This is a genomic window from Maribacter litopenaei, from assembly GCF_025244665.1.
Lineage (GTDB): Bacteria > Bacteroidota > Bacteroidia > Flavobacteriales > Flavobacteriaceae > Maribacter > Maribacter litopenaei.
Genome location: NZ_CP104205.1, coordinates 2,343,930 through 2,362,755, shown reverse-complemented (window position 1 = coordinate 2,362,755; position 18,826 = coordinate 2,343,930). Strand labels below are relative to the sequence as shown.

Annotated in this window: 20 protein-coding genes, 1 other RNA gene and 2 pseudogenes; 16 read left to right on the top strand and 7 right to left on the bottom strand. The window is 38.2% G+C overall.

The window, feature by feature from the left end:
* Positions 1-98: 98 nt before the first annotated feature.
* From NYZ99_RS12800 to ppk1, 4 genes are all read left to right on the top strand, one after another.
* Positions 99-1,004 (top strand): ribonuclease Z, encoded by a 906-nt coding sequence (locus NYZ99_RS12800; RefSeq protein ID WP_260571529.1) that lies wholly within the window; start codon positions 99-101, stop codon positions 1,002-1,004.
* A gap of 113 nt (positions 1,005-1,117) precedes the next feature.
* Entirely contained in the window at positions 1,118-1,765 is a 648-nt protein-coding gene (pdxH, locus tag NYZ99_RS12795) for a pyridoxamine 5'-phosphate oxidase (RefSeq protein ID WP_260571528.1), read from the top strand.
* Between the two features lie 10 nt (positions 1,766-1,775).
* A complete protein-coding gene (locus NYZ99_RS12790) occupies positions 1,776-2,261 on the top strand; it encodes a SixA phosphatase family protein (protein WP_260571527.1) in 486 nt (161 codons plus the stop codon).
* A complete protein-coding gene (gene ppk1 / locus NYZ99_RS12785) occupies positions 2,261-4,327 on the top strand; it encodes a polyphosphate kinase 1 (RefSeq protein WP_260571526.1) in 2,067 nt (688 codons plus the stop codon). Before NYZ99_RS12790 ends, ppk1 begins: the two co-directional genes overlap by 1 nt.
* Positions 4,328-4,341: 14 nt before the next feature.
* On the opposite strand, the gene NYZ99_RS12780 is transcribed toward ppk1, so the two are convergent.
* Entirely contained in the window at positions 4,342-4,923 is a 582-nt protein-coding gene (locus tag NYZ99_RS12780) for a MiaE family protein (RefSeq protein ID WP_260575241.1), read from the bottom strand.
* Between the two features lie 97 nt (positions 4,924-5,020).
* On the opposite strand from NYZ99_RS12780, the gene NYZ99_RS12775 reads away from it, so the two are divergent.
* From NYZ99_RS12775 to NYZ99_RS12730, 10 genes are all read left to right on the top strand, one after another.
* Positions 5,021-5,446 (top strand): hypothetical protein, encoded by a 426-nt coding sequence (locus NYZ99_RS12775; RefSeq protein ID WP_260571525.1) that lies wholly within the window; start codon positions 5,021-5,023, stop codon positions 5,444-5,446.
* The gene (locus NYZ99_RS12770; RefSeq protein WP_260571523.1) at positions 5,398-5,817 is read left to right on the top strand and encodes an EboA domain-containing protein; all 420 of its coding nucleotides are present in this window, start codon (positions 5,398-5,400) and stop codon (positions 5,815-5,817) included. Before NYZ99_RS12775 ends, NYZ99_RS12770 begins: the two co-directional genes overlap by 49 nt.
* A gap of 55 nt (positions 5,818-5,872) precedes the next feature.
* Positions 5,873-6,781 carry a TatD family hydrolase gene (locus NYZ99_RS12765; protein WP_260575240.1) on the top strand — a complete coding sequence of 303 codons (909 nt, stop codon included), beginning with the start codon at positions 5,873-5,875 and terminating at the stop codon, positions 6,779-6,781.
* Between the two features lies 1 nt (position 6,782).
* Positions 6,783-7,547, top strand: coding sequence for a UbiA-like protein EboC (eboC, locus tag NYZ99_RS12760; RefSeq protein ID WP_260571521.1), 765 nt, complete (start codon positions 6,783-6,785; stop codon positions 7,545-7,547).
* Between the two features lie 138 nt (positions 7,548-7,685).
* A complete protein-coding gene (locus tag NYZ99_RS12755; protein WP_260571520.1) occupies positions 7,686-8,846 on the top strand; it encodes a 3-dehydroquinate synthase in 1,161 nt (386 codons plus the stop codon).
* Positions 8,847-8,856: 10 nt separating this feature from the next.
* Positions 8,857-10,050 (top strand): metabolite traffic protein EboE, encoded by a 1,194-nt coding sequence (eboE, locus tag NYZ99_RS12750; protein ID WP_260571519.1) that lies wholly within the window; start codon positions 8,857-8,859, stop codon positions 10,048-10,050.
* A 1-nt stretch (position 10,051) separates the two neighbouring features.
* Positions 10,052-10,303, top strand: coding sequence for an alkaline phosphatase family protein (locus tag NYZ99_RS12745; RefSeq protein ID WP_260571518.1), 252 nt, complete (start codon positions 10,052-10,054; stop codon positions 10,301-10,303).
* Positions 10,304-10,526: 223 nt separating this feature from the next.
* A complete protein-coding gene (locus NYZ99_RS12740) occupies positions 10,527-11,144 on the top strand; it encodes an alkaline phosphatase family protein (RefSeq protein WP_260571517.1) in 618 nt (205 codons plus the stop codon).
* Positions 11,128-11,424 carry a hypothetical protein gene (locus tag NYZ99_RS12735; RefSeq protein ID WP_260571516.1) on the top strand — a complete coding sequence of 99 codons (297 nt, stop codon included), beginning with the start codon at positions 11,128-11,130 and terminating at the stop codon, positions 11,422-11,424. Before NYZ99_RS12740 ends, NYZ99_RS12735 begins: the two co-directional genes overlap by 17 nt.
* 5 nt (positions 11,425-11,429) lie before the next feature.
* Positions 11,430-11,783 carry a transmembrane 220 family protein gene (locus NYZ99_RS12730; RefSeq protein ID WP_260571514.1) on the top strand — a complete coding sequence of 118 codons (354 nt, stop codon included), beginning with the start codon at positions 11,430-11,432 and terminating at the stop codon, positions 11,781-11,783.
* Here NYZ99_RS12730 and NYZ99_RS12725 read toward each other — a convergent pair.
* Positions 11,772-13,606: pseudogene (locus tag NYZ99_RS12725) on the bottom strand (DNA polymerase III subunit gamma/tau). The gene NYZ99_RS12730 and the pseudogene NYZ99_RS12725 overlap by 12 nt on opposite strands.
* Positions 13,607-13,714: 108 nt before the next feature.
* Here NYZ99_RS12725 and rnpB point away from each other — a divergent pair.
* Positions 13,715-14,019: RNase P RNA component class A (gene rnpB, locus NYZ99_RS12720), an RNA gene on the top strand.
* On the opposite strand, the gene NYZ99_RS21960 is transcribed toward rnpB, so the two are convergent.
* The 5 genes and pseudogenes from NYZ99_RS21960 to NYZ99_RS12700 form a co-directional block, all read right to left on the bottom strand.
* Positions 14,018-14,593, bottom strand: coding sequence for a DUF2914 domain-containing protein (locus NYZ99_RS21960; RefSeq protein ID WP_338038999.1), 576 nt, complete (start codon positions 14,591-14,593; stop codon positions 14,018-14,020). The genes rnpB and NYZ99_RS21960 overlap by 2 nt on opposite strands.
* Positions 14,556-15,134: a hypothetical protein gene (locus NYZ99_RS21955; RefSeq protein ID WP_338038998.1), complete on the bottom strand. Its 579-nt coding sequence runs from the start codon at positions 15,132-15,134 to the stop codon at positions 14,556-14,558. The genes NYZ99_RS21960 and NYZ99_RS21955 overlap by 38 nt, the downstream gene beginning before the upstream one ends.
* A 96-nt stretch (positions 15,135-15,230) precedes the next feature.
* Positions 15,231-15,729 (bottom strand): annotated as a pseudogene (locus tag NYZ99_RS12710) (RsmD family RNA methyltransferase).
* 37 nt (positions 15,730-15,766) lie between these two features.
* Complete coding sequence (locus NYZ99_RS12705; RefSeq protein ID WP_260571513.1) at positions 15,767-16,462, bottom strand: DUF3822 family protein; 696 nt, start codon at positions 16,460-16,462, stop codon at positions 15,767-15,769.
* Positions 16,463-16,579: 117 nt separating this feature from the next.
* Entirely contained in the window at positions 16,580-17,230 is a 651-nt protein-coding gene (locus tag NYZ99_RS12700) for a hypothetical protein (protein WP_260571512.1), read from the bottom strand.
* Between the two features lie 100 nt (positions 17,231-17,330).
* Here NYZ99_RS12700 and NYZ99_RS12695 point away from each other — a divergent pair, with 100 nt between their 5' ends.
* Entirely contained in the window at positions 17,331-18,764 is a 1,434-nt protein-coding gene (locus NYZ99_RS12695; protein WP_260571510.1) for an ATP-dependent DNA helicase, read from the top strand.
* The last annotated feature ends 62 nt before the right edge of the window (positions 18,765-18,826 follow it).

Here is an 18,826-nt window from a genome sequence, read left to right as displayed (position 1 = left end):
AGTTATAATGAAGTCCCTGATGAAATTATCGTGGCACCCACTTTACAGGAGGCAAAGGACATTATTGAAATGGAGGAGATAGAAAGGGATCTGGAGCTTTGAAATTGACCGTCCTAGGTTGTTATGCGGCCACACCAAGAACCTTGACTAATCCAACATCACAGGTGTTAGAGGTCAAAAACCACATGTTTTTAATTGATTGTGGTGAAGGTACCCAGGTTCAACTTAGGAAACATAGAATAAAGTTCTCCAGAATCAAACATATATTTATTTCACATTTGCATGGTGACCATTTTTTTGGACTCCCAGGCTTGGTCTCTACCTACCGTTTATTAGGAAGGGATAAAGAACTTCATATCTATGAATCCAAAGGAATTAAAGAGGCCATTACCATGCTTTTAAAATTGGGTGATTCATGGACAAACTATCCACTTTGTTTTCACGAATTGACTTCCCGGGATAGTGAGCTTGTTTTTGAGGATGATAAAGTTTCTGTACAGACTATTCCACTTGACCACAGGGTGTATACCAATGGATTTTTGTTCAAGGAAAAGTTGGCAGAGAGAAAACTGAATGTGGAGGCGGTCAGATATTATGAAATTGATAAGGCCTATTATAATAATATTAAAAGGGGAAAGGATATAGTGACTGAAATTGGCGAAATCATTCCCAACAAAGCGTTGACTTTTGACCCGCCAAAACCGACGTCCTATGCCTTTTGCAGTGACACCGCTTATAACCCTGACATCTTACCATTAATAAAAGAAGTGGATTGTTTGTACCACGAGTCCACATTTTTGGAATCGGAGGCGCATTTGGCGAAAAAAACCAAACATGCTACGGCCAAGGAAGCTGCAAAAATAGCTAAGGAGGCTTCAGTAGGCAAACTGATTTTAGGACACTATTCAACGCGTTATACATCCATCGAGGTATTCAAAAAGGAAGCTTTCATTGAATTTGATAAGGTAGAATTGGCGAACGATGGTAAGGTTTTTGAATTTTAGGAAAGATTATTATCAGGTTTAATATCAAATTAACCAACAAAAGCACCTGACTTGTTTTTTAAAGTGCATTCTTTTCAAGAACTTTGGTTATCTTACTTTTTCGACTTCAAGGAATGCAGAAAGACTTAGGAAATTATAGAAAATCATATGAGAAAAGCGCCTTAATAGAGTGCAGTATCTCTGATAATCCCATGCAACTTTTTAAGACTTGGTTTCATGAGGTTGAAGAGTCGGAAAGTGTTGACGAACCTAACGCCATGACCGTTTCCACGATAGGCCTGGATGGTTTTCCAAAAAGTAGGGTAGTGCTGCTTAAGCGCTTTAACCATGAAGGTTTTATTTTTTACACCAATTATAATAGCGAAAAGGGAAAGGCAATTTCCGCAAACCCAAACGTTTGTATCTCATTTTTTTGGCCTGTTATGGAACGACAGATAATTATCAAAGGAAAGGCGGAAAAGGTTTCGCAAAATCTCTCAGATGGCTATTTTGAATCCCGTCCAAAGGGAAGTCAGTTAGGAGCTTTGGTTTCTGACCAAAGTAGTATTATAAAATCAAGGGAACAACTAGAACGAGAACTCAAAAAATTAGAGGAAGATTATAAAAATAAGGAAGTACCAAGACCTGAATATTGGGGTGGATATTTAGTGAAACCTTTATCTATGGAATTTTGGCAAGGAAGACCCAATAGATTGCACGATAGGATACGCTTTACTCTGCAAGAGAATTGGGACTGGAAAATGGAACGACTGGCTCCTTAAGAATTAAAAAATGAAGAATTTACTATTCATGCGTCATGGAAAATCATCTTGGGAGCTGGATGTTAGCGATCAAGATAGACCTTTATCACAAAGAGGGATTACGGATGCACACTTGATTGGAAATAAACTATTTAAAAACAGTATAAAGCCGGACTTTGCTTTTTCAAGTCCGGCGAATAGGGCATTGCACACGGCAATGATTTGTTTGCGGAATTTAAAATATCCATTGGCCAAATTTCAAATTGTGGCGGATCTATATGATTTTTCGGGGAATCAAGTGTTGGATTTCATCAAGAAAACAGATGACACCCGTGGAACGATTATGGTTTTTGGCCACAATCATGCCTTTACGCATTTGGTAAATTCCCTTGGAGATTCCTATATTGAAAACGTTCCAACGAGTGGTTATGTCCATTTACAATTTAAACAAGACACTTGGGCAAACATTTCCCAAGGTAAAACAATAGAAACGATTTTTCCAAAGCACTTAAAATAATGGTGAAATTTAACAATCAGTACGTTAACAGAGAGATTAGTTGGTTATGGTTTAATGAACGGGTACTCCAGGAAAGTGCTGATAAAAATGTTCCTTTAATTGAGAGGTTGCGTTTTTTGGGTATATTTTCAAACAACTTGGACGAGTTTTTCAAGATCCGCTACGCCACTGTAAAAAGAATCGTTGAAGCCGGAAAGACTGGGAAAAGTGTTTTAGGAGGTGAAAAGGCCAAAGACCTTTTGGAGGAAATTACCGAAATCGTAATCGGTCAGCAGACAAAGAGTTTGCATATACTTAAAAATATTGAGCAGGAGCTTGAACGTCAGAATATCTTTATCATTAGGGAAACGGCCCTTAACAAGGACCAAAAGGAATTTGTAAAGGAATACTTCTTGCAAAATGTGAGCCCACAACTCATGACCATAATTCTTAATGATTTGACGCGTTTCCCAACCTTGAAGGATACAGCAGCCTATTTGGCCGTTAAAATGATTATAAAAGGGGATCATGGAAAGAAGGAAAAACGATTTGCTCTCATCGAAATACCAAAAGGCATTGACAGGTTTGTCGTTTTGCCAAAAGAAGGGGATAAAAACTACATCATCATTTTAGACGACCTCATTAGATACTGTCTGAGTAGTATTTTTACCATGTTCGAATATGAGTCCATTTCCGCCCATATGATCAAAATAACAAGGGATGCGGAACTTGATATGGACAATGACTTGAGTAAGAGTTTTATCGAAAAAATATCCTCTAGTGTAGAGCATCGAAAAATAAGCGACCCCGTTCGCTTTGTCTATGATAAAAGCATTGCTAAGGATACTTTGGCCTTTCTTAAAGAAAAAATGCAAATTGAGGATACAGATAGTGTTATCCCCGGTGGTAGGTACCATAATAAAAGAGATTACATGGGATTTCCAAGTTTGGATAGGAACGACTTACTGTATGATAAAATAAAACCTTTGCCGGTAAAAGGTTTAAGTATCGAAGGAAGTATTTTGGAAAGCATATCGCAAAAGGATTACCTTCAATACACACCATATCATACGTTCACTTATATCCTTAAGTTTTTAAGGGAAGCCGCATTGGATCCAAAGGTAAGAACCATAAAGATAACGGTATATCGTTTGGCCAATAACTCGCAAGTAGCAGCATCGCTCATTAACGCGGTTAAAAATGGAAAACAGGTCACGGTACAAATAGAACTTCAGGCCCGTTTTGATGAGCAGGCCAATATCGAGTACGCCGAGCAATTGCAGGCCGAGGGAGTTAAATTGATATTTGGCGTACCCGGACTCAAGGTACATAGTAAAATCTGCCTAATTGAACGAGAAGAGGACGAGGGCTTAAAGCGATATGGTTTTATAAGTACAGGAAATTTTAATGAGTCTACGGCGCGCATCTACACGGACTACACATTATTTACCTCTCATTCGCCTATCCTTAAGGAATTGAACAAGGTATTCGATTTTTTTGAAACTACGTATAAGATAAATAAATACAAACACCTTATTGTATCTCCCCATTATACCAAAAAGGTTTTTCACAAACTAATCGATCAAGAAATTGCCAATGCCATTGTGGGAAAGGAGGCGTACATCAAGATAAAGATGAACAGTTTTACATCATATGAAATGGTAGATAAACTGTACGAGGCAAGTAGGGCCGGAGTAAAGATTCAGTTGATTGTTAGGGGTATTTGCTGTTTGGTTCCAGGTGTAAAGGGAATGAGCGAGAACATTGAGGCTATTAGTATCGTCGATAAATTTTTGGAGCACACCAGGCTTTTTGTCTTTGCCAACGCCGGTAATCCAAAAGTATATATCTCCTCTGCGGATTGGATGACCCGAAATTTAGATTATCGAGTAGAGGTTGGTTGTCCCATTTATGATGAGGACATCAAACAGGAACTAATGGATACGTTTGAAATTTGCTGGAGGGATAACCTAAAGGCAAGGGTTTTCTCCGAAAAACAGGACAATGCCTATAGAAAGTCTAAAACGCCCAAACATCGCTCCCAATTTGAAACTTATGATTATTATGTAAAAAAATTGAAAGAGTAGTAATCTGTTGGTGCCTATCCATGTACCTTTTCGGTTTTGCTTAGGTTTTTCATGATTTCGGCTTCGTATTCCAATAAGGCATGCCACTTTTTGTCTACCTCTTTTCTATCGCCATATTTTCGGGCAAATTTTAAGAACATAGTATAATGCCCGGCCTCGCTTATCATAAGCTTATGGTAGAAATCGGCCAGTTTCTTATCCGGAAGTTCTTCGGACAAAAGTCTAAAACGTTCGCAACTGCGAGCCTCTATGAGAGCAGCATATAAAAGCCGATGTATCAATTGGGTGGTTCGGCTTCCGCCTTTCGGAAAAAATTTTAGCAATGCTAGTACATATTCATCTTTTCTGTCCCTTCCCAGTTTTTGACCTCGTTCCAATATTAAATCATGTACCATTTTAAAATGACCCATTTCCTCTCTTGATAGGGCTACCATTTCCTCAACAAGTTCTGTGTACTCAGGAAAAGAAACAATTAAAGAGATGGCGGTACTTGCTGCTTTTTGTTCGCAATAGGCATGATCGGTTAATATTTCATCAATATTCTTTTCCACAATATTTACCCATCTTGGGTCGGTAGGTAATTTTAGACCTAACATCATTTTAACGCTTATTAACCTTGTTTACGATGTAAAAATAAGGCTTTGTGGGTTTTAATAATTATTTTTGGGGAAAGAGAATTTGAATTCACCTAAAATGCAGAAAAGCGAACGGACTAAGGAAGCGCTTGGTAAACAAGCGGACCAAAGTTCACTGAGTTGGTTAAATGAAAAAATTGAGAAGCTGGAAGCCGATAAATCCGTCAGGAACTTATTCATGACGTATAGCCTTTTAGCTTCAAAATTTGATAAGAATACCAAATTATTACATGAAGGTTCAGATTCTAGATCTATGGATTTTCTAACCTCAAGAAATGCCAATTTATTAGAGGTTGCAAGAATTTACCTTTTAATCAGGGTGTTGGAAATTGATAAGGATTTTTATGGCACCAAAGTGGCCAATATTATTCAAGTGGCCGATATATCTGAACTTGAGACTTTTTTAAAATTTTTGGACTTGTTGCCATTTCGGAAATGTTCAAATTCACGGCAGTTGAGGCTCTGCGAACCAATATATCAATAATATTTGATGCCATCACCTTAAACAATCCCTACCCCGCTAAACATTTCAATGATCAACAGTGGAACCAAATGTATCTAAAAGCTGCTTTCATGGAGCGTGACCTTTCCAAGATACAATCAGTGGAGGACCGTTCTAATGGAGATTTGGCAAGGATTATATCGGATTATGCCCATGAACGTTGGGCGGCTTCCCGTAAAATTGACCCTATGTTTTGGCGTCCGGTGACCGGATTTTTAAATCAGGTCTTACTTAAGGATATGGAGCATTTGTTAAATAGTAAGGATGAGATTGAAAATAAGGCGGGAGCTTTATGCTGTTATTATTCCAAAAATGAAAAGGCTCGGAAATTTTGGATCGCAGACCTGATTTAAAACAAGAGATAGAAGAAGGAACATTAACTTGGAAAAACTTAAAGAATTGAAAAATATGCAAGATAAATTGATGATAATTGACCCGCACGTGCACATGTCTTCCGGAACTACGGATGATTATGAAGCTATGCAGCAGGCAGGTGTGGTAGCCATAATAGAACCTTCATTTTGGTTAGGTCAGCCAAGAACCCAGGTAGGCTCATTCCAAGATTACTTTAGCAGTTTGGTGGGTTGGGAACCCTTTAGGGCAAGTCAGTTCGGTATTAAGCACTATTGTACTATAGGTTTGAATTCTAAGGAAGCTAACAATGAGGCTTTGGCGGAACAGGTAGTAGAACTTCTTCCCCTGTATCTTCACAAGGAAAATGTTGTAGCTATTGGAGAGATAGGATATGATGACCAAACCCCGGCTGAGGATAAATATTTTAGGATGCAACTTGATTTGGCCAAGGAATTGGACATGACAGTTCAGGTGCATACACCACATCGTGATAAAAAGGCAGGTACAATCAAGAGTATGGAAGTATGCTTGGAGCATGGATTGGATCCAGCCAATGTGATTATTGACCATAATAATGAAGAAACCGTAAAGGAGGTTTTAGATAGGGGTTTCATAGCCGCTTTTACCATCTACCCAAAAACAAAGATGGGTAATGAAAGAATGGTTGAGGTGGTGCGCAAGTTCGGTAGCAACAACATAATCGTTGATAGTTCTGCGGATTGGGGGGTTAGTGATCCGTTGGCCGTACCTAAAACAGCTTCTTTGATGCTAAAACGAGGTATTTCTCGGGAAGATGTTGTAAAAACGTGTTATCAGAACGCTTTGGATGCCTTTAGTAAAAATGGGAGAATGAAGGAAGAACATTGGTTAAAACCGAAAGGAATTGATCAGTCACAACTTTTCAATGATAATAGCGTTTTAAGAGGACAGACACCCCGGATAGATTCCGACCAAATCTCTTAGAATGATGAAGAAAATCATGGGTTTTGCCGGATTGGCAAGACCTGCGAACTTGCCCACTGCCGCGGCGGATATTTTGGCAGGAATCAGCTTGGCACTTTTTTCTTTAAAGACAGGAACGCTTCAGTTTTATGTGGAAAACGGAGGGGGGGTTCTATCCCTTGTTTTCTCCTCGGTATTTTTATATGCCGGAGGTGTTGTGTTCAATGATGTGTTTGATGCTAAGTTAGATGCTCTTGAGCGTCCCGAAAGACCTATCCCCAGCGGCCTTGTTCCCAAGCAACAAGCAATATTATGGGGAACTTTATTATTGGCTTTTGGTCTGTCCCTAGCTTTTTGGGTGAATATTTTAAGTGGAAAAATTGCTGTTACATTGACTATCGCCATTATGGTTTATGATGGGTTGGCCAAGAACTATTCTTTTTATGAATCATTGGTTATGGGGATTTGTAGGGGACTGAACCTTTTATTGGGAATGTCAATTTTGGGAAAAATTGATTTATGGTGGGTCTCCATCATCCCTGTGATTTATATTTTTGCGATAACCTTGATTAGCAGGGGGGAAGTACATGGTAATAACAGAAAGCAAATTGTAATTGCCGGAATTTTGTATGCCTTAGTTCTTCTTTTTATTACATTTTCAATCAGTCTAAAAACAATGAATCTATTACAGTCCTTGCCTTTTGTACTTCTATTGGGATTTTTGGTTTTTAGACCTTTGTGGGCGGCCTACCAAAGTAACTCCCGGAAAACATTAAAAAAGCGGTGATGGCAGGTGTACTTTCTCTCATAGTGATGGATGCTTCATGGGTGGCAGGCTTTGCCACTTGGTATATAGCACTTCTAGTTTTATTACTTTTGCCGTTATCATTATTACTTTCAAGAATTTTCGCTGTTACCTAGTTATATGGATTTAAAACCTATTAAACAGTCTTTCTCCGTACCCTATGAATATCAACTCCATTTTACAAGGGATTTGTTCCAAGAGGAGAATGACTTGTTTTTAAATATTATAAGGGATTATAAGGACTATGAGCCTGTAAAACTTCTCTTCGTTGTTGACAGGGGAGTTGCGGATACCCATCCCCAACTTTTGGACAAGATTACAACATACTGTGAACAGAATTCCAGTAATTTGAATCATACCAAAACATTGTTGATTGATGGGGGGGAACAATCCAAAAATCATTCGGAATATATAAACCTTGTTTTGAAGGGAATAAATGACAACGCTATCTGTAGACATTCGTTTGTGGTTGTCATTGGAGGTGGTGCAGTCATAGATATGGTTGGTTATGCTGCGGCTATTGCACATAGAGGCGTAAAACTCATTAGAATTCCTACTACAGTTCTATCACAGAACGATTCAGCGGTTGGGGTTAAAAACAGCGTCAATATTTTTAAAAAGAAAAATTTCCTTGGGACTTTTGCCCCACCATATGCTATAATCAACGATAGCGATTTTTTGGCAACTCTTGAGCAAAGGGATTGGATTGCGGGTATTGCCGAGGCGATAAAGGTTGCTTTGATAAAGGACGTAGAGTTTTTTAGCTACATTGCCAACAATGCAATCGCTTTAAAAGATAGAAAGTTAGAGCCTATGCAATATGTTATTTATAAATGTGCCGAAATGCATATGCATCATATTTCACAGGGAGGTGATCCATTTGAATCAGGTTCTTCAAGACCATTGGATTTTGGTCATTGGGCGGCACATAAGTTGGAGTATATGACCAACTATGAGCTAAGGCATGGAGAGGCCGTAGCCAAAGGGATTGCCCTGGACGTTACCTATGCTCAGTTAATAGGCCTCATTTCTAAAGAGGAATTGAATTATATTTTGGATGTGATGAAGGAGATTGGATTCGATTTATCACTACCGTTAAGCTCAAAAGAAGATCTCGATAAATTATTGGCAGGAATTGAAGAGTTCAGGGAGCATTTAGGTGGGCGACTTACCATTACACTTATTTCTGGATTAGGAAAAAAGCACGATGTTCACGAAATAGATATGGAAATAATGAAGCAGGCCATAGAACAATTAAATCTTCAAATGGCTGTAAAGTAGGGCTAAAAATATGTTTATAGAAAATAAATACCATCTTACGTATTGCACAAATATTCATCCAGGTCAAGACTGGGAAAGTACCTTTAACAGTATCAAGGAACATGTGCCAGGGATTAAGAAATCCGTTTCACCAAGTGCACCTTTCGGTTTAGGGCTTAGACTTTCTAATAAGGCAAGTGAGGAGTTGGCTCAGGGTAATCATATGCTCGAGTTTAAGGCCTGGTTACGGGAGCAACAGGTATACATTTTTACTATGAATGGTTTTCCTTATGGAAATTTTCATAATGAGAGGGTGAAGGATGATGTGCATACTCCGGACTGGACAACCAACGAACGATTGATGTACACGCAAAGATTATTTAATCAGTTGGCTGAATTGATTCCTGATGGAATCAACGGTGGTATTTCAACTTCTCCCATTAGTTATAAGCATTGGTATAGTACAAATGAAGAAAAAGAAGCTGCTTTTTGGAAGGGAGCTGAGCATATGGTTTTGATTGCAAAGCAACTTTTTGAATTGGAACAAAAGACTAATAAATACCTTCATTTGGATATAGAACCCGAACCGGACGGATTTTTGGAAAATACTGAAGAGGTACTTTTTTTCTATTCAGACTATTTAATACCAATAGCCCAGCAAAGACTGTGTAAAGAACTGAATATGGATGCTTCCCTAGTGGAGAAGTTGGTAAAGCGATATATTACGGTATGTTATGATGTTTGCCATTTTTCTCTGGCATATGAAGAACCTAAAGAAACCTTTCAAAAATTCAGGGATGCGGATATAGTGGTTGGCAAAATTCAGGTTAGCGCTGCGTTAAAAGTACTTTTTAAGGACAAAAATAGGGAGGAAGTATGGAAAATACTTGAAAAATTCAATGAGCCCATCTATCTACATCAAGTAACTGAAAAAATAGGCAAGAGTGTTAAAACGTACAATGACCTTCCCGTTGTTTTAGAAGAAAAAAGGGAAGTGGACGAACTAAGGGCCCATTACCATGTGCCCATTTTCATAGAACAGTTTGGAGCTTTAAATTCTACACAAGACCAGATTTTGGATACATTAAAATATTTGAGTAAGGATAGTCTTTCTGAACATTTAGAGATAGAAACCTATACTTGGGATGTATTACCGGAAGAACTTAAAGAGGATTTATCCCATTCTATTATAAGAGAAATAGAATGGCTAAAAGAGCATGTATAGCATGAATAAGACGGTAGTGATAAATGTTGTGGGTTTAACGAAGCGACTTATTGGGGAACATACACCCTTTATAAAAGCTTTTTTGGACAAAGGAAATTATAAGTTTATAAAACCCATGTTACCGGCAGTCACTTGTTCTGTTCAATCGACATACGTTACCGGAAAATGGCCTTCTGAACATGGCATCGTGGGCAATGGGTGGTACTTTAAGGATGAGCTGGAAGTTAAATTCGGAGACAATCCAACAGGTTAGTACAACAACCAAAAATCCGGGATGAGTTAAAGGAGATGGATCCAACCTTTACGTGTGCCAACCACTTTTGGTGGTATAACATGTATTCCAATGTAGATTATAGCATAACACCAAGGCCTAATTATCTAGCTGATGGTCGCAAAATCCCGGATATTTATTCTTATCCCTCCAGTCTTAGGGATGAGCTCCAAAATGAATTGGGTTCATTTCCTCTCTTCGAGTTTTGGGGTCAAGGACGACCATTAATTCATCCAAGTGGATTGCCAATGGAGCTATTAAAACGGATGAGAAATATAATCCAATTTTAACCTTGATTTACCTCCCTCATCTTGACTATAATCTACAACGCTACGGGTTGGATTTTAGTAAAATATTCAAGGATTTAAGGGAGATTGATGAGGTAGTCGAGCAATTGGTCAGTCATTATGAACAGAAAGGGGCCAAAATTATTTTACTATCGGAATATGGAATAACGAATGTAAAAAATCCAATCCACCTAAATAGGATTTTACGAAAAGAAGGATTTGTAAAAGTAAGGATTGAAAGAGGATTGGAGTTGTTGGATGCTGGTGCCTCTGAGGCGTTTGCGGTAGCAGATCATCAAGTAGCCCATATTTATGTGAAAGACTCAGTTAATTTAGATAAAGTCAAAGCTATTCTAACTAAGGTGCCAGGTGTTGAAAGGGTGTTGGATAAGAACGAAATTGAAAAGGAAAATCTCAACCACGAACGATGTGGTGATTTGGTAGTAGTTGCGAACTCTGATTCTTGGTTTACCTATTATTTTTGGTTGGATGATGCCGTGGCACCGGATTATGCCGTGAATGGTAGATATTCATAAAAAACCAGGATATGATCCCGTGGAAATGATGACGGATCCTAAGGATAAATTGGTAATGGCGAAGGTGGGGTGGAAATTACTCAAAAAGAAGCTTGGCTTTAGAATCGTTTTGGATATCATTCCTCTAGACGCTAGCCTAATAAAAGGGTCGCACGGAAGAAAAACGGAAAATAGTGAGGATTTTCCTATTTTTATTTCGAATCAATCAATCGGCAATGACTTACCGGAATTGAAAGCTACGGAGATTTACGATTTAATCAAGAGTCATGTTATAAACTAGGACTTATGAATTTATTTTTTAAAACTTTTGGTTATTTATTTGCAGTGCTTTTTGCAATCGGTGCGATCGTACAGTATAATGATCCGGACTCCTTATTATGGATTGTTATCTATGCGATTTCGGCGGTTATTTCCCTATTGTTTTCGTTGAACAATTTAAGGGCGGTGGTTTCGTTAGTGTTTGGAACAATTTGTTTTATAGGATTTATGTATCTGTATCCTAGCGATTTTCAGGGCTTCGGACTTAATGATGGTGATATTGAAACGGTGGAGTTGGGTCGTGAAGCTTTTGGACTCTTGATTATTGCTCTGGTAATGTTTTTTTACACGGTAAGGTTGCGAAGAATGCTAAAGGTCTAAGTCAAACTCCTTGCGCAATACATCGATAGCAGGGTTCTTCTCCCGTAACTTTTCATATTTTTCCTCAGGAGTAAATGCAAATTTTTTAGCATTGGACTCATTCACCTTAATTTTCAGCTGAATAAAATGATTATTGAGTTTTCTCCTAAGATAGCCCATGAGTTCAAAACTTTCTCGCTCAATCTCCTTTTTCATAGTGCTGTTGGGAAGCTCAATATGTATGGTAAAGTCTTTACCGAGTTTAGGAATATCGGTATGAAGATTGGAAGCTAATATCTTTTGCCCTTTTTTATCTATCTGTTCCACAAAATCCGCCCAATGTCTTTGGAGATCGGTTTCTGTAAAATTATCCTTCGGTAAATCCTCTTCATCGATAACCACCTCAATTTTGTTGAGTTCATGATCCTTCTTCGCCTTTAAACTGGAAAGAGATAATCCTGACACCCTTTTCTTGGGAGGTGATATGTGTATCTTCTGTGGTTCTCGGTTCCTGAACCTTGTTTACTTCCTCTATTTCCCCATTTCCCTCTTTTTTAAGAACTGTATGGCCTATTGACCTGCTATTGGTATCCACAGGTTGATTATCGGTAAGAGGAGATGGGAGTTCTTCTTTTTTCTCCAAAGGCGGAGATGTAATCGAAATGGTCACATCTTCCTCTCTTTGTTTCTTTGGCTTTTTAGGAATGTTTTGATAGAACTCTGCCGGAGCTATAAAATCTATAGTTCTATTGTGGAGTGCTAGGGATTCAGGATTTTTTTTTTCTCCATCGAAGTCGATAGAGGCTAGTTTCATCAAAGTAAGTTCCACTAAAAGACGTTGGTTTTTACTGGACTTGTACTTGAGGTCACAATCATTGGCAATATCAAGTCCCTTTAAAAGAAAACTTGGAGAGGCTTTTTTTGACTGCTCCCTATATTTTTCCTGAGCATTCTCCCCAACTTCCAAAAGTGAAATGGTATCCTGGTGTTGGCAGACCATTAGGTCCCTAAAATGGGAGGCCAGTCCTGCAATAAAATGATGACCATCAAAACCTAATGAAAGGATTTTGTTAAAAAGAATCAATAATTGAGGAATATCGTGGTTCAGAATAAAGTCCGTTGCTTCAAAATAGGTGTCGTAATCCGTAACGTTAAGATTCTCAGTAACTGCCTTTCTTGTTAGTTCCTTTCCTGAAAAACTAACGACCCTATCAAAAATGGATAGCGCATCACGCATTGCACCATCTGCTTTTTGTGCTATTATATGCAGTGCATCATCCTCTGCATTTATTCCTTGATTCTCTGCAATATATTTTAAATATTCAGCAGCGTCCTTTACGGTAATTCTCTTAAAATCAAATATTTGACAACGTGATAGAATAGTAGGGATTATTTTGTGCTTTTCCGTTGTAGCCAAAATAAATATGGCATGTTTGGGTGGTTCTTCCAATGTCTTTAAAAAGGCATTGAATGCCGATTGGGAAAGCATATGCACCTCATCGATAATATAGACCTTATACTTTCCAACTTGAGGAGGAATACGTACTTGGTCGATAAGGTTTCTGATATCATCTACAGAGTTGTTGGATGCAGCATCAAGTTCAAAAATGTTGAATGCAAAATCCTCGTCTTCACGTTCGCTACCGTCAGAGTTGATTTGCTTGGCCAAAATACGGGCACATGTAGTTTTTCCCACGCCCCTTGGTCCACAAAACAAAAGAGCCTGGGCCAAATGATTGTTGTCTATGGCATTTTGGAGCGTATTGGTAATGGCCTGTTGCCCCACTACATCCTTTAAAGGTCTGAGGTCTATACTTACGGGCTGAAACTATAAACGGTTCCAAATTTGAGATAGATTTGTATACTTACAAATATAAAGATAGCGGTTAATTTGGTAGGCTATTTACATTGTAGATCATCCTTAGTTATCAACAATTAGAGTACATTTGCGCTGAGCAGGCCACCTTATCGCTGCCAATGTATATTGGGGGAGGAAAGTCCGGACACCAAAGTGCGGTATAGCGGGTAACGCCCGTCCGCCGAAAGGCGAGGACAAGTGCAACAGAAAGCAAGTACAGTTCGGCTGTAGTGAAATCAGGTAAACTCTATACGGTGAAACGTCATGTAAATCGGTGTTTGAGGGCTGCACGCCCGAGCCGAAGGGTAGGCGGTTAGAACCATCGGGTAACCTTTGGTCTAGATAAATGATAAGGTTTCGTATACGAAAACAGAATCCGGCTTATGGCCTGCTTTTTTTAGAATCTCCGTTTCACTAATCGTTTTGGTTCCAGGGTGTCATCTAAGGTAATTTCAAAATCTATAACCCCTAATACCAGTTCTTCAGTGGTAATGACTTCTACCTTCCATTTTCCGGCCCAAATATTGTTTTTGTAGGTGTAACCCCTAAATCCACCATCCCTACCACCAGTTATTTCATATGTAATGTCTTCGACAATTTCCCACTCGGAAGTCTCCTCATTATACCATTTCCAGCGATGAATAATCGATTTTTGTAAATCGGTTGGGGCAAAAATAGAGGAATAGATGTATACGTTTTCGTCGGGTTTAAATACAAATTTGATCCTGTAATCCCTCCAAAAAATAAATGAGTCGTTTTTCTCATAAGATACGGTGTACTCGTCTCCATTTTTTTCTACATAATGGGCAACGATTCCCTCGTCCGGAGCCAATGGAACTGGGGGTATCAACCTAAAATAGTAGAATAGATTTATGATAGTGTATATGGATAGGATGATGGCTAATAATCTGCCCGGATGTATCTCTTTTCTTGTGCTAGGGCTTAAAGTATAAATGAGAATTATCAAAGTCATTGTACACCCTAGACTTATGAGTCCGAGAGGTGAAAAATATAGTAGGGCTCATTTGTGAAATAAGAACGGGAATCATAAATGTGAAAAAAGTAAAGCTTATAAAGAAATATACGCTGAACTGTAAATACTTGTTGGAAATCCTTTGTTTAAGAAATTCATTCGCAACCAATAAAATAATCAGGATTACAAAAAATGAGACGGTTTTTGAAAGTGAAACACTCCTAGAGAAATAAATTACATAGGCACTGGATAACGCTCCAAAAAAGAACTGGATGGCTAATGGAAAATATTCCTCAAAACGTTCCAGGAACGTATTTTTCCACTTACCATCATCGGCTAAATTATACAGATAGAGTGTAATGCTTAGATTGGTCATATGCAGACATAGCATCACCAAATCATAAGTACGGTCAATTCGGCCCAAAGTGAGTACATCAAACGCAAAACCGCCGATAAAGAAAAGAATTGGAGCATATTTCCCATGTCTTTGAATAAACCTTCTAAGGGGACTATTCCTAAACCTAACCAATGATCTTTTCATAGTTGCTTTTGTAACATACAATATAGAAGAATTACAACGTCAATTTCGACTCTAGAAATCTATATTTTGGCTCACAAGAATCTGGATTCCCAAATTTTAGGATTTGAAAAAACTAAAAACGCTACTACCATATTTTCGGGAGTTGTCAAAATGAGGCAGTGATTCCAAATTGGTTTGTTTGGAATGTTCAATGACAACAACTCCGCCCTCCATCAATATATTATTTTCAAAGATGAGGGACGTAATTTTTTCTAATTCACCTATTTCCAAGTCATAAAAAGGGTCAGCGAAAATGATATCGAATTTCTCAGTATTCCTAGATAGGAAAGAAAAAACATCACTCTTTAGGGTTCTTATGTTCATATCCAATTCTGTGGATACCTTTGAAATGTAATTAATACAACCCAAATGTAAATCCACGGCTAATATGTCCTCCACCCCTCGCGATGCAAACTCATAACTAATATTTCCGGTTCCAGCAAAAAGGTCTAATACTTTGAGGTCTCGGAAAGTAGTAGCGATTATGAAGTATGTTAAACAGGCCTTCCTTGGCCATGTCTTTTGTAGGTCGTACGGGTAGGTTTTTTGGCGCTATTAAATGTCTTCCCTTATGTTTGCCGAAATAATCCGCATTAGAGAGTGCTAATTATAGTAAAATCGATGGAAGAGGTCTCGGGTTCTCCCAAGTCCAAATGATTGGGCGATGCCGGTACAAAAATGCTAAGATCCTTTATATAGGAATAGCATAATTGGAAAATGTCATCATCCTCTTCTATATGTCCAAAAAATTTGACAACAGTTGACTCCGTATCCAGATCTAACTGTTCCATCACAAAAAGGAGATAATAAGCAAAATCCTCCTTGGTTTCATAGATAAAACTGTTATAAAAGGAGAGACTCTTTTGTTTTAGAACAACAACATCCATTTGTTTTTTTCCGACATAGACGAAACAAACCGGCTCTTTGTGATTACTATAATTGTCCAGTAGCGATTGAATAAGTACTGACCCGTTGTGCATATAGGTAAATTCCCCAAATAGATCGTAGATATAGTTGTTTACGTTCATGTAAGGCACATACACATTTACTATATCCAAATTGTCCAACTCATCATAGGCCAGGGCGTCCGTTGCTAATATTTTGGTATTGAATTTAAGGTAATTAGCCATTGAATCCTCCTTAAAAAGAGGCTTGGGAACTAAAGCGAAAAGATTATTAGTGTGAATAACTACCACTTCATCAAAGTGTTTGTCATTCAACCCATGCTTGTTCAATAGGTTTTTTACTTCCTGAAGCAGTGCTACTGGATTAAGTTCATCAGAAAACAAATTGTTTTCGGACAGCAGTATTCTGTGCGAAACGGTATCCGCGATACAAAAGAAAGTCCATTCAAGCTAACCTGAATGGACAATTTCTTAAAATTTTTATCTTCTATGTCTATTTCCTTATTGATCGTTCTTTTTGTCATAAATGGGAGGCCAGTTACCGCTGGTACTTACTTCGGTCAAAGAACCTACCTTAATTTCAGAACCATTAACTTCTTCTACGCTCATCTGCGCATTTTCCCTTGTCAATAAATCTTTTGGTTGGTCGTATAGCACAACACTTTTATCAACTTTTGCCTCAAATACCGGAGCTCTGTAACCACTCTTTTCAATGATATCCGCTTTCATGGTGAATTTCTCCCCGTTTGGTGCGGTAGGTACGGTAGCCAAATCTTTATATCTAGTATCGTTCTTAAACAAAGAATCCTTTACAGAAACGAAGTCTAGCGTGTCTACGATTACGGTATCTTGTTGAAGATCGATTTGATACGTTTTGTCATATCTCATAAAAGAAGAATCTCTTTGCTGTGTAATAACATAACTACCAGTATCAATGAAAGTAATTAAACTTGGAAAATCGTTGGCATACTTACCGTTGGCACTTTTGTAAGCTTCTTGTGAATTTCTAATGTCCTTTAGTTTCGCGATAACTTTCCCAAATCGTTCTACCTTTGCTTCGTTAAACTTAATTGATCCGGTTACCGAGTTGTAAATCATGTAACCCAAACCGATACATGCAATCCAAAGTACAATCTGTATTATGGTCTTCATTTCTTAAGTGTTAATTTAATTTAGTGGTTGTCACAAATCTACAATTTTTTTTTAATCGCAAAAGTTTTTCCCCTAAAAATCCTGTTATATTTGGGGCTCAATGAAGCTACAGACACCCGCTATTTTCTTTAAAGAGTTGGAAACCAAGTTTCCACATAAACCCACCTTAAAGCAAGAAATTGCCCTTGAAAAATTATCGAAATTTATCCTTTCTAAAACGAAGGACGAAGCGTTCGTGCTAAAGGGTTTTGCAGGAACAGGAAAGACCACTTTGGTGGGTACATTGGTGAAAAGTTTGTGGAAGACAGGGATGAAGTCCGTATTGATGGCTCCTACAGGTAGAGCTGCCAAGGTAATGTCCAACTACTCAAAAACACAGGCCTTTACCATCCATCGAAAGATTTATTTTCCAAAAAAACAAAGTGGGGGAGGGGTGCAATTTGTGATGGCACCTAACAAGCATAGAGATACGATATTTATTGTGGATGAGGCCTCCATGATTCCCGATACTCCTGCAGATTCCAAGTTGTTCGAAAACGGCTCTTTGTTGGATGATTTGATAATGTTTGTGTATGGCGGCCATAATTGTAAGCTACTATTGATTGGGGACACTGCGCAATTACCTCCTGTCCATTTGGAATTAAGTCCCGCTCTGGACGAAGATAAAATAGCCCTAAACTACAACAAGGAAATCATAGGACTTGAATTGGACGAGGTAGTCCGTCAGGCAGAGGACTCGGGTATTTTGGTAAATGCCACTATGTTAAGGGAACAATTAAATGGAAGCTATTTTGAATCGTTTAAGTTTGATGTAGATCCCTATTCTGATATTGTTCGTTTAATAGACGGACATGATATACAGGAGGCTATTGACGAATCATACTCCAAAAACGGTAAGGAAGAGACGGCTATTATCGTTCGCTCTAATAAAAGGGCAAATCTCTATAATCTTAACATTAGGGAGCGTATTCTTTTTTTGGAACATGATTTGGCGCCCGGCGATTTTATGATGGTGGTCAAGAATAATTATTTCCGGTTAAAACCGAATTCAGAAGCGGGATTTATAGCAAATGGGGATATTATTGAGATACTTGAAATTTTTGCCTTTAAGGATTTATATGGATTTAAATTTGCAGAAGTCAAAGTGAAAATGGTCGATTATCCTAACATGAAACCTTTTGAGACTGTCCTTTTACTAGACACCATAAAAGCAGAGTCCCCATCCCTCTCCTATGAGGATGGCAATCGCCTCTACCAAGAAGTAATGAAAGACTATGCCCATGAGAAATCAAAATATAAAAAGTTCCTTGGGGTAAAGAACAACAAATATTTTAATGGTCTACAAGTGAAATTTTCGTACGCCATTACTTGTCATAAGTCCCAAGGCGGACAGTGGAACACGGTATTCGTAGAACAGCCATATCTGCCAAATGATCCTGACAAAGAGTATTTAAGATGGCTCTATACGGCTGTCACTAGGGCTAAGGAAAAGCTCTACTTAATTGGATTCAAAAGTGATTTTTTTCTTGAATAGGAAACCGTTATTTTAGTAATGGAAATCCGTAATCTTCTAAATAAGTTCATAATTGAACTATT

What these genes read in the sequence shown, in the direction of transcription:
- pdxH (WP_260571528.1), top strand. Translation starts at nt 1,118, where the DNA reads ATGCAGAAAGACTTAGGAAATTATAGAAAATCATATGAGAAAAGCGCC.
- NYZ99_RS12790 (WP_260571527.1), top strand. Translation starts at nt 1,776, where the DNA reads ATGAAGAATTTACTATTCATGCGTCATGGAAAATCATCTTGGGAGCTG.
- ppk1 (WP_260571526.1), top strand. Translation starts at nt 2,261, where the DNA reads ATGGTGAAATTTAACAATCAGTACGTTAACAGAGAGATTAGTTGGTTA.
- NYZ99_RS12780 (WP_260575241.1), bottom strand. Translation starts at nt 4,923, where the DNA reads ATGTTAGGTCTAAAATTACCTACCGACCCAAGATGGGTAAATATTGTG.
- NYZ99_RS12775 (WP_260571525.1), top strand. Translation starts at nt 5,021, where the DNA reads ATGCAGAAAAGCGAACGGACTAAGGAAGCGCTTGGTAAACAAGCGGAC.
- NYZ99_RS12770 (WP_260571523.1), top strand. Translation starts at nt 5,398, where the DNA reads ATGTTCAAATTCACGGCAGTTGAGGCTCTGCGAACCAATATATCAATA.
- NYZ99_RS12765 (WP_260575240.1), top strand. Translation starts at nt 5,873, where the DNA reads ATGCAAGATAAATTGATGATAATTGACCCGCACGTGCACATGTCTTCC.
- eboC (WP_260571521.1), top strand. Translation starts at nt 6,783, where the DNA reads ATGATGAAGAAAATCATGGGTTTTGCCGGATTGGCAAGACCTGCGAAC.
- NYZ99_RS12755 (WP_260571520.1), top strand. Translation starts at nt 7,686, where the DNA reads ATGGATTTAAAACCTATTAAACAGTCTTTCTCCGTACCCTATGAATAT.
- eboE (WP_260571519.1), top strand. Translation starts at nt 8,857, where the DNA reads ATGTTTATAGAAAATAAATACCATCTTACGTATTGCACAAATATTCAT.
- NYZ99_RS12745 (WP_260571518.1), top strand. Translation starts at nt 10,052, where the DNA reads ATGAATAAGACGGTAGTGATAAATGTTGTGGGTTTAACGAAGCGACTT.
- NYZ99_RS12735 (WP_260571516.1), top strand. Translation starts at nt 11,128, where the DNA reads ATGGTAGATATTCATAAAAAACCAGGATATGATCCCGTGGAAATGATG.
- NYZ99_RS12730 (WP_260571514.1), top strand. Translation starts at nt 11,430, where the DNA reads ATGAATTTATTTTTTAAAACTTTTGGTTATTTATTTGCAGTGCTTTTT.
- NYZ99_RS21960 (WP_338038999.1), bottom strand. Translation starts at nt 14,593, where the DNA reads ATGACTTTGATAATTCTCATTTATACTTTAAGCCCTAGCACAAGAAAA.
- NYZ99_RS21955 (WP_338038998.1), bottom strand. Translation starts at nt 15,134, where the DNA reads ATGAAAAGATCATTGGTTAGGTTTAGGAATAGTCCCCTTAGAAGGTTT.
- NYZ99_RS12700 (WP_260571512.1), bottom strand. Translation starts at nt 17,230, where the DNA reads ATGAAGACCATAATACAGATTGTACTTTGGATTGCATGTATCGGTTTG.
- NYZ99_RS12695 (WP_260571510.1), top strand. Translation starts at nt 17,331, where the DNA reads ATGAAGCTACAGACACCCGCTATTTTCTTTAAAGAGTTGGAAACCAAG.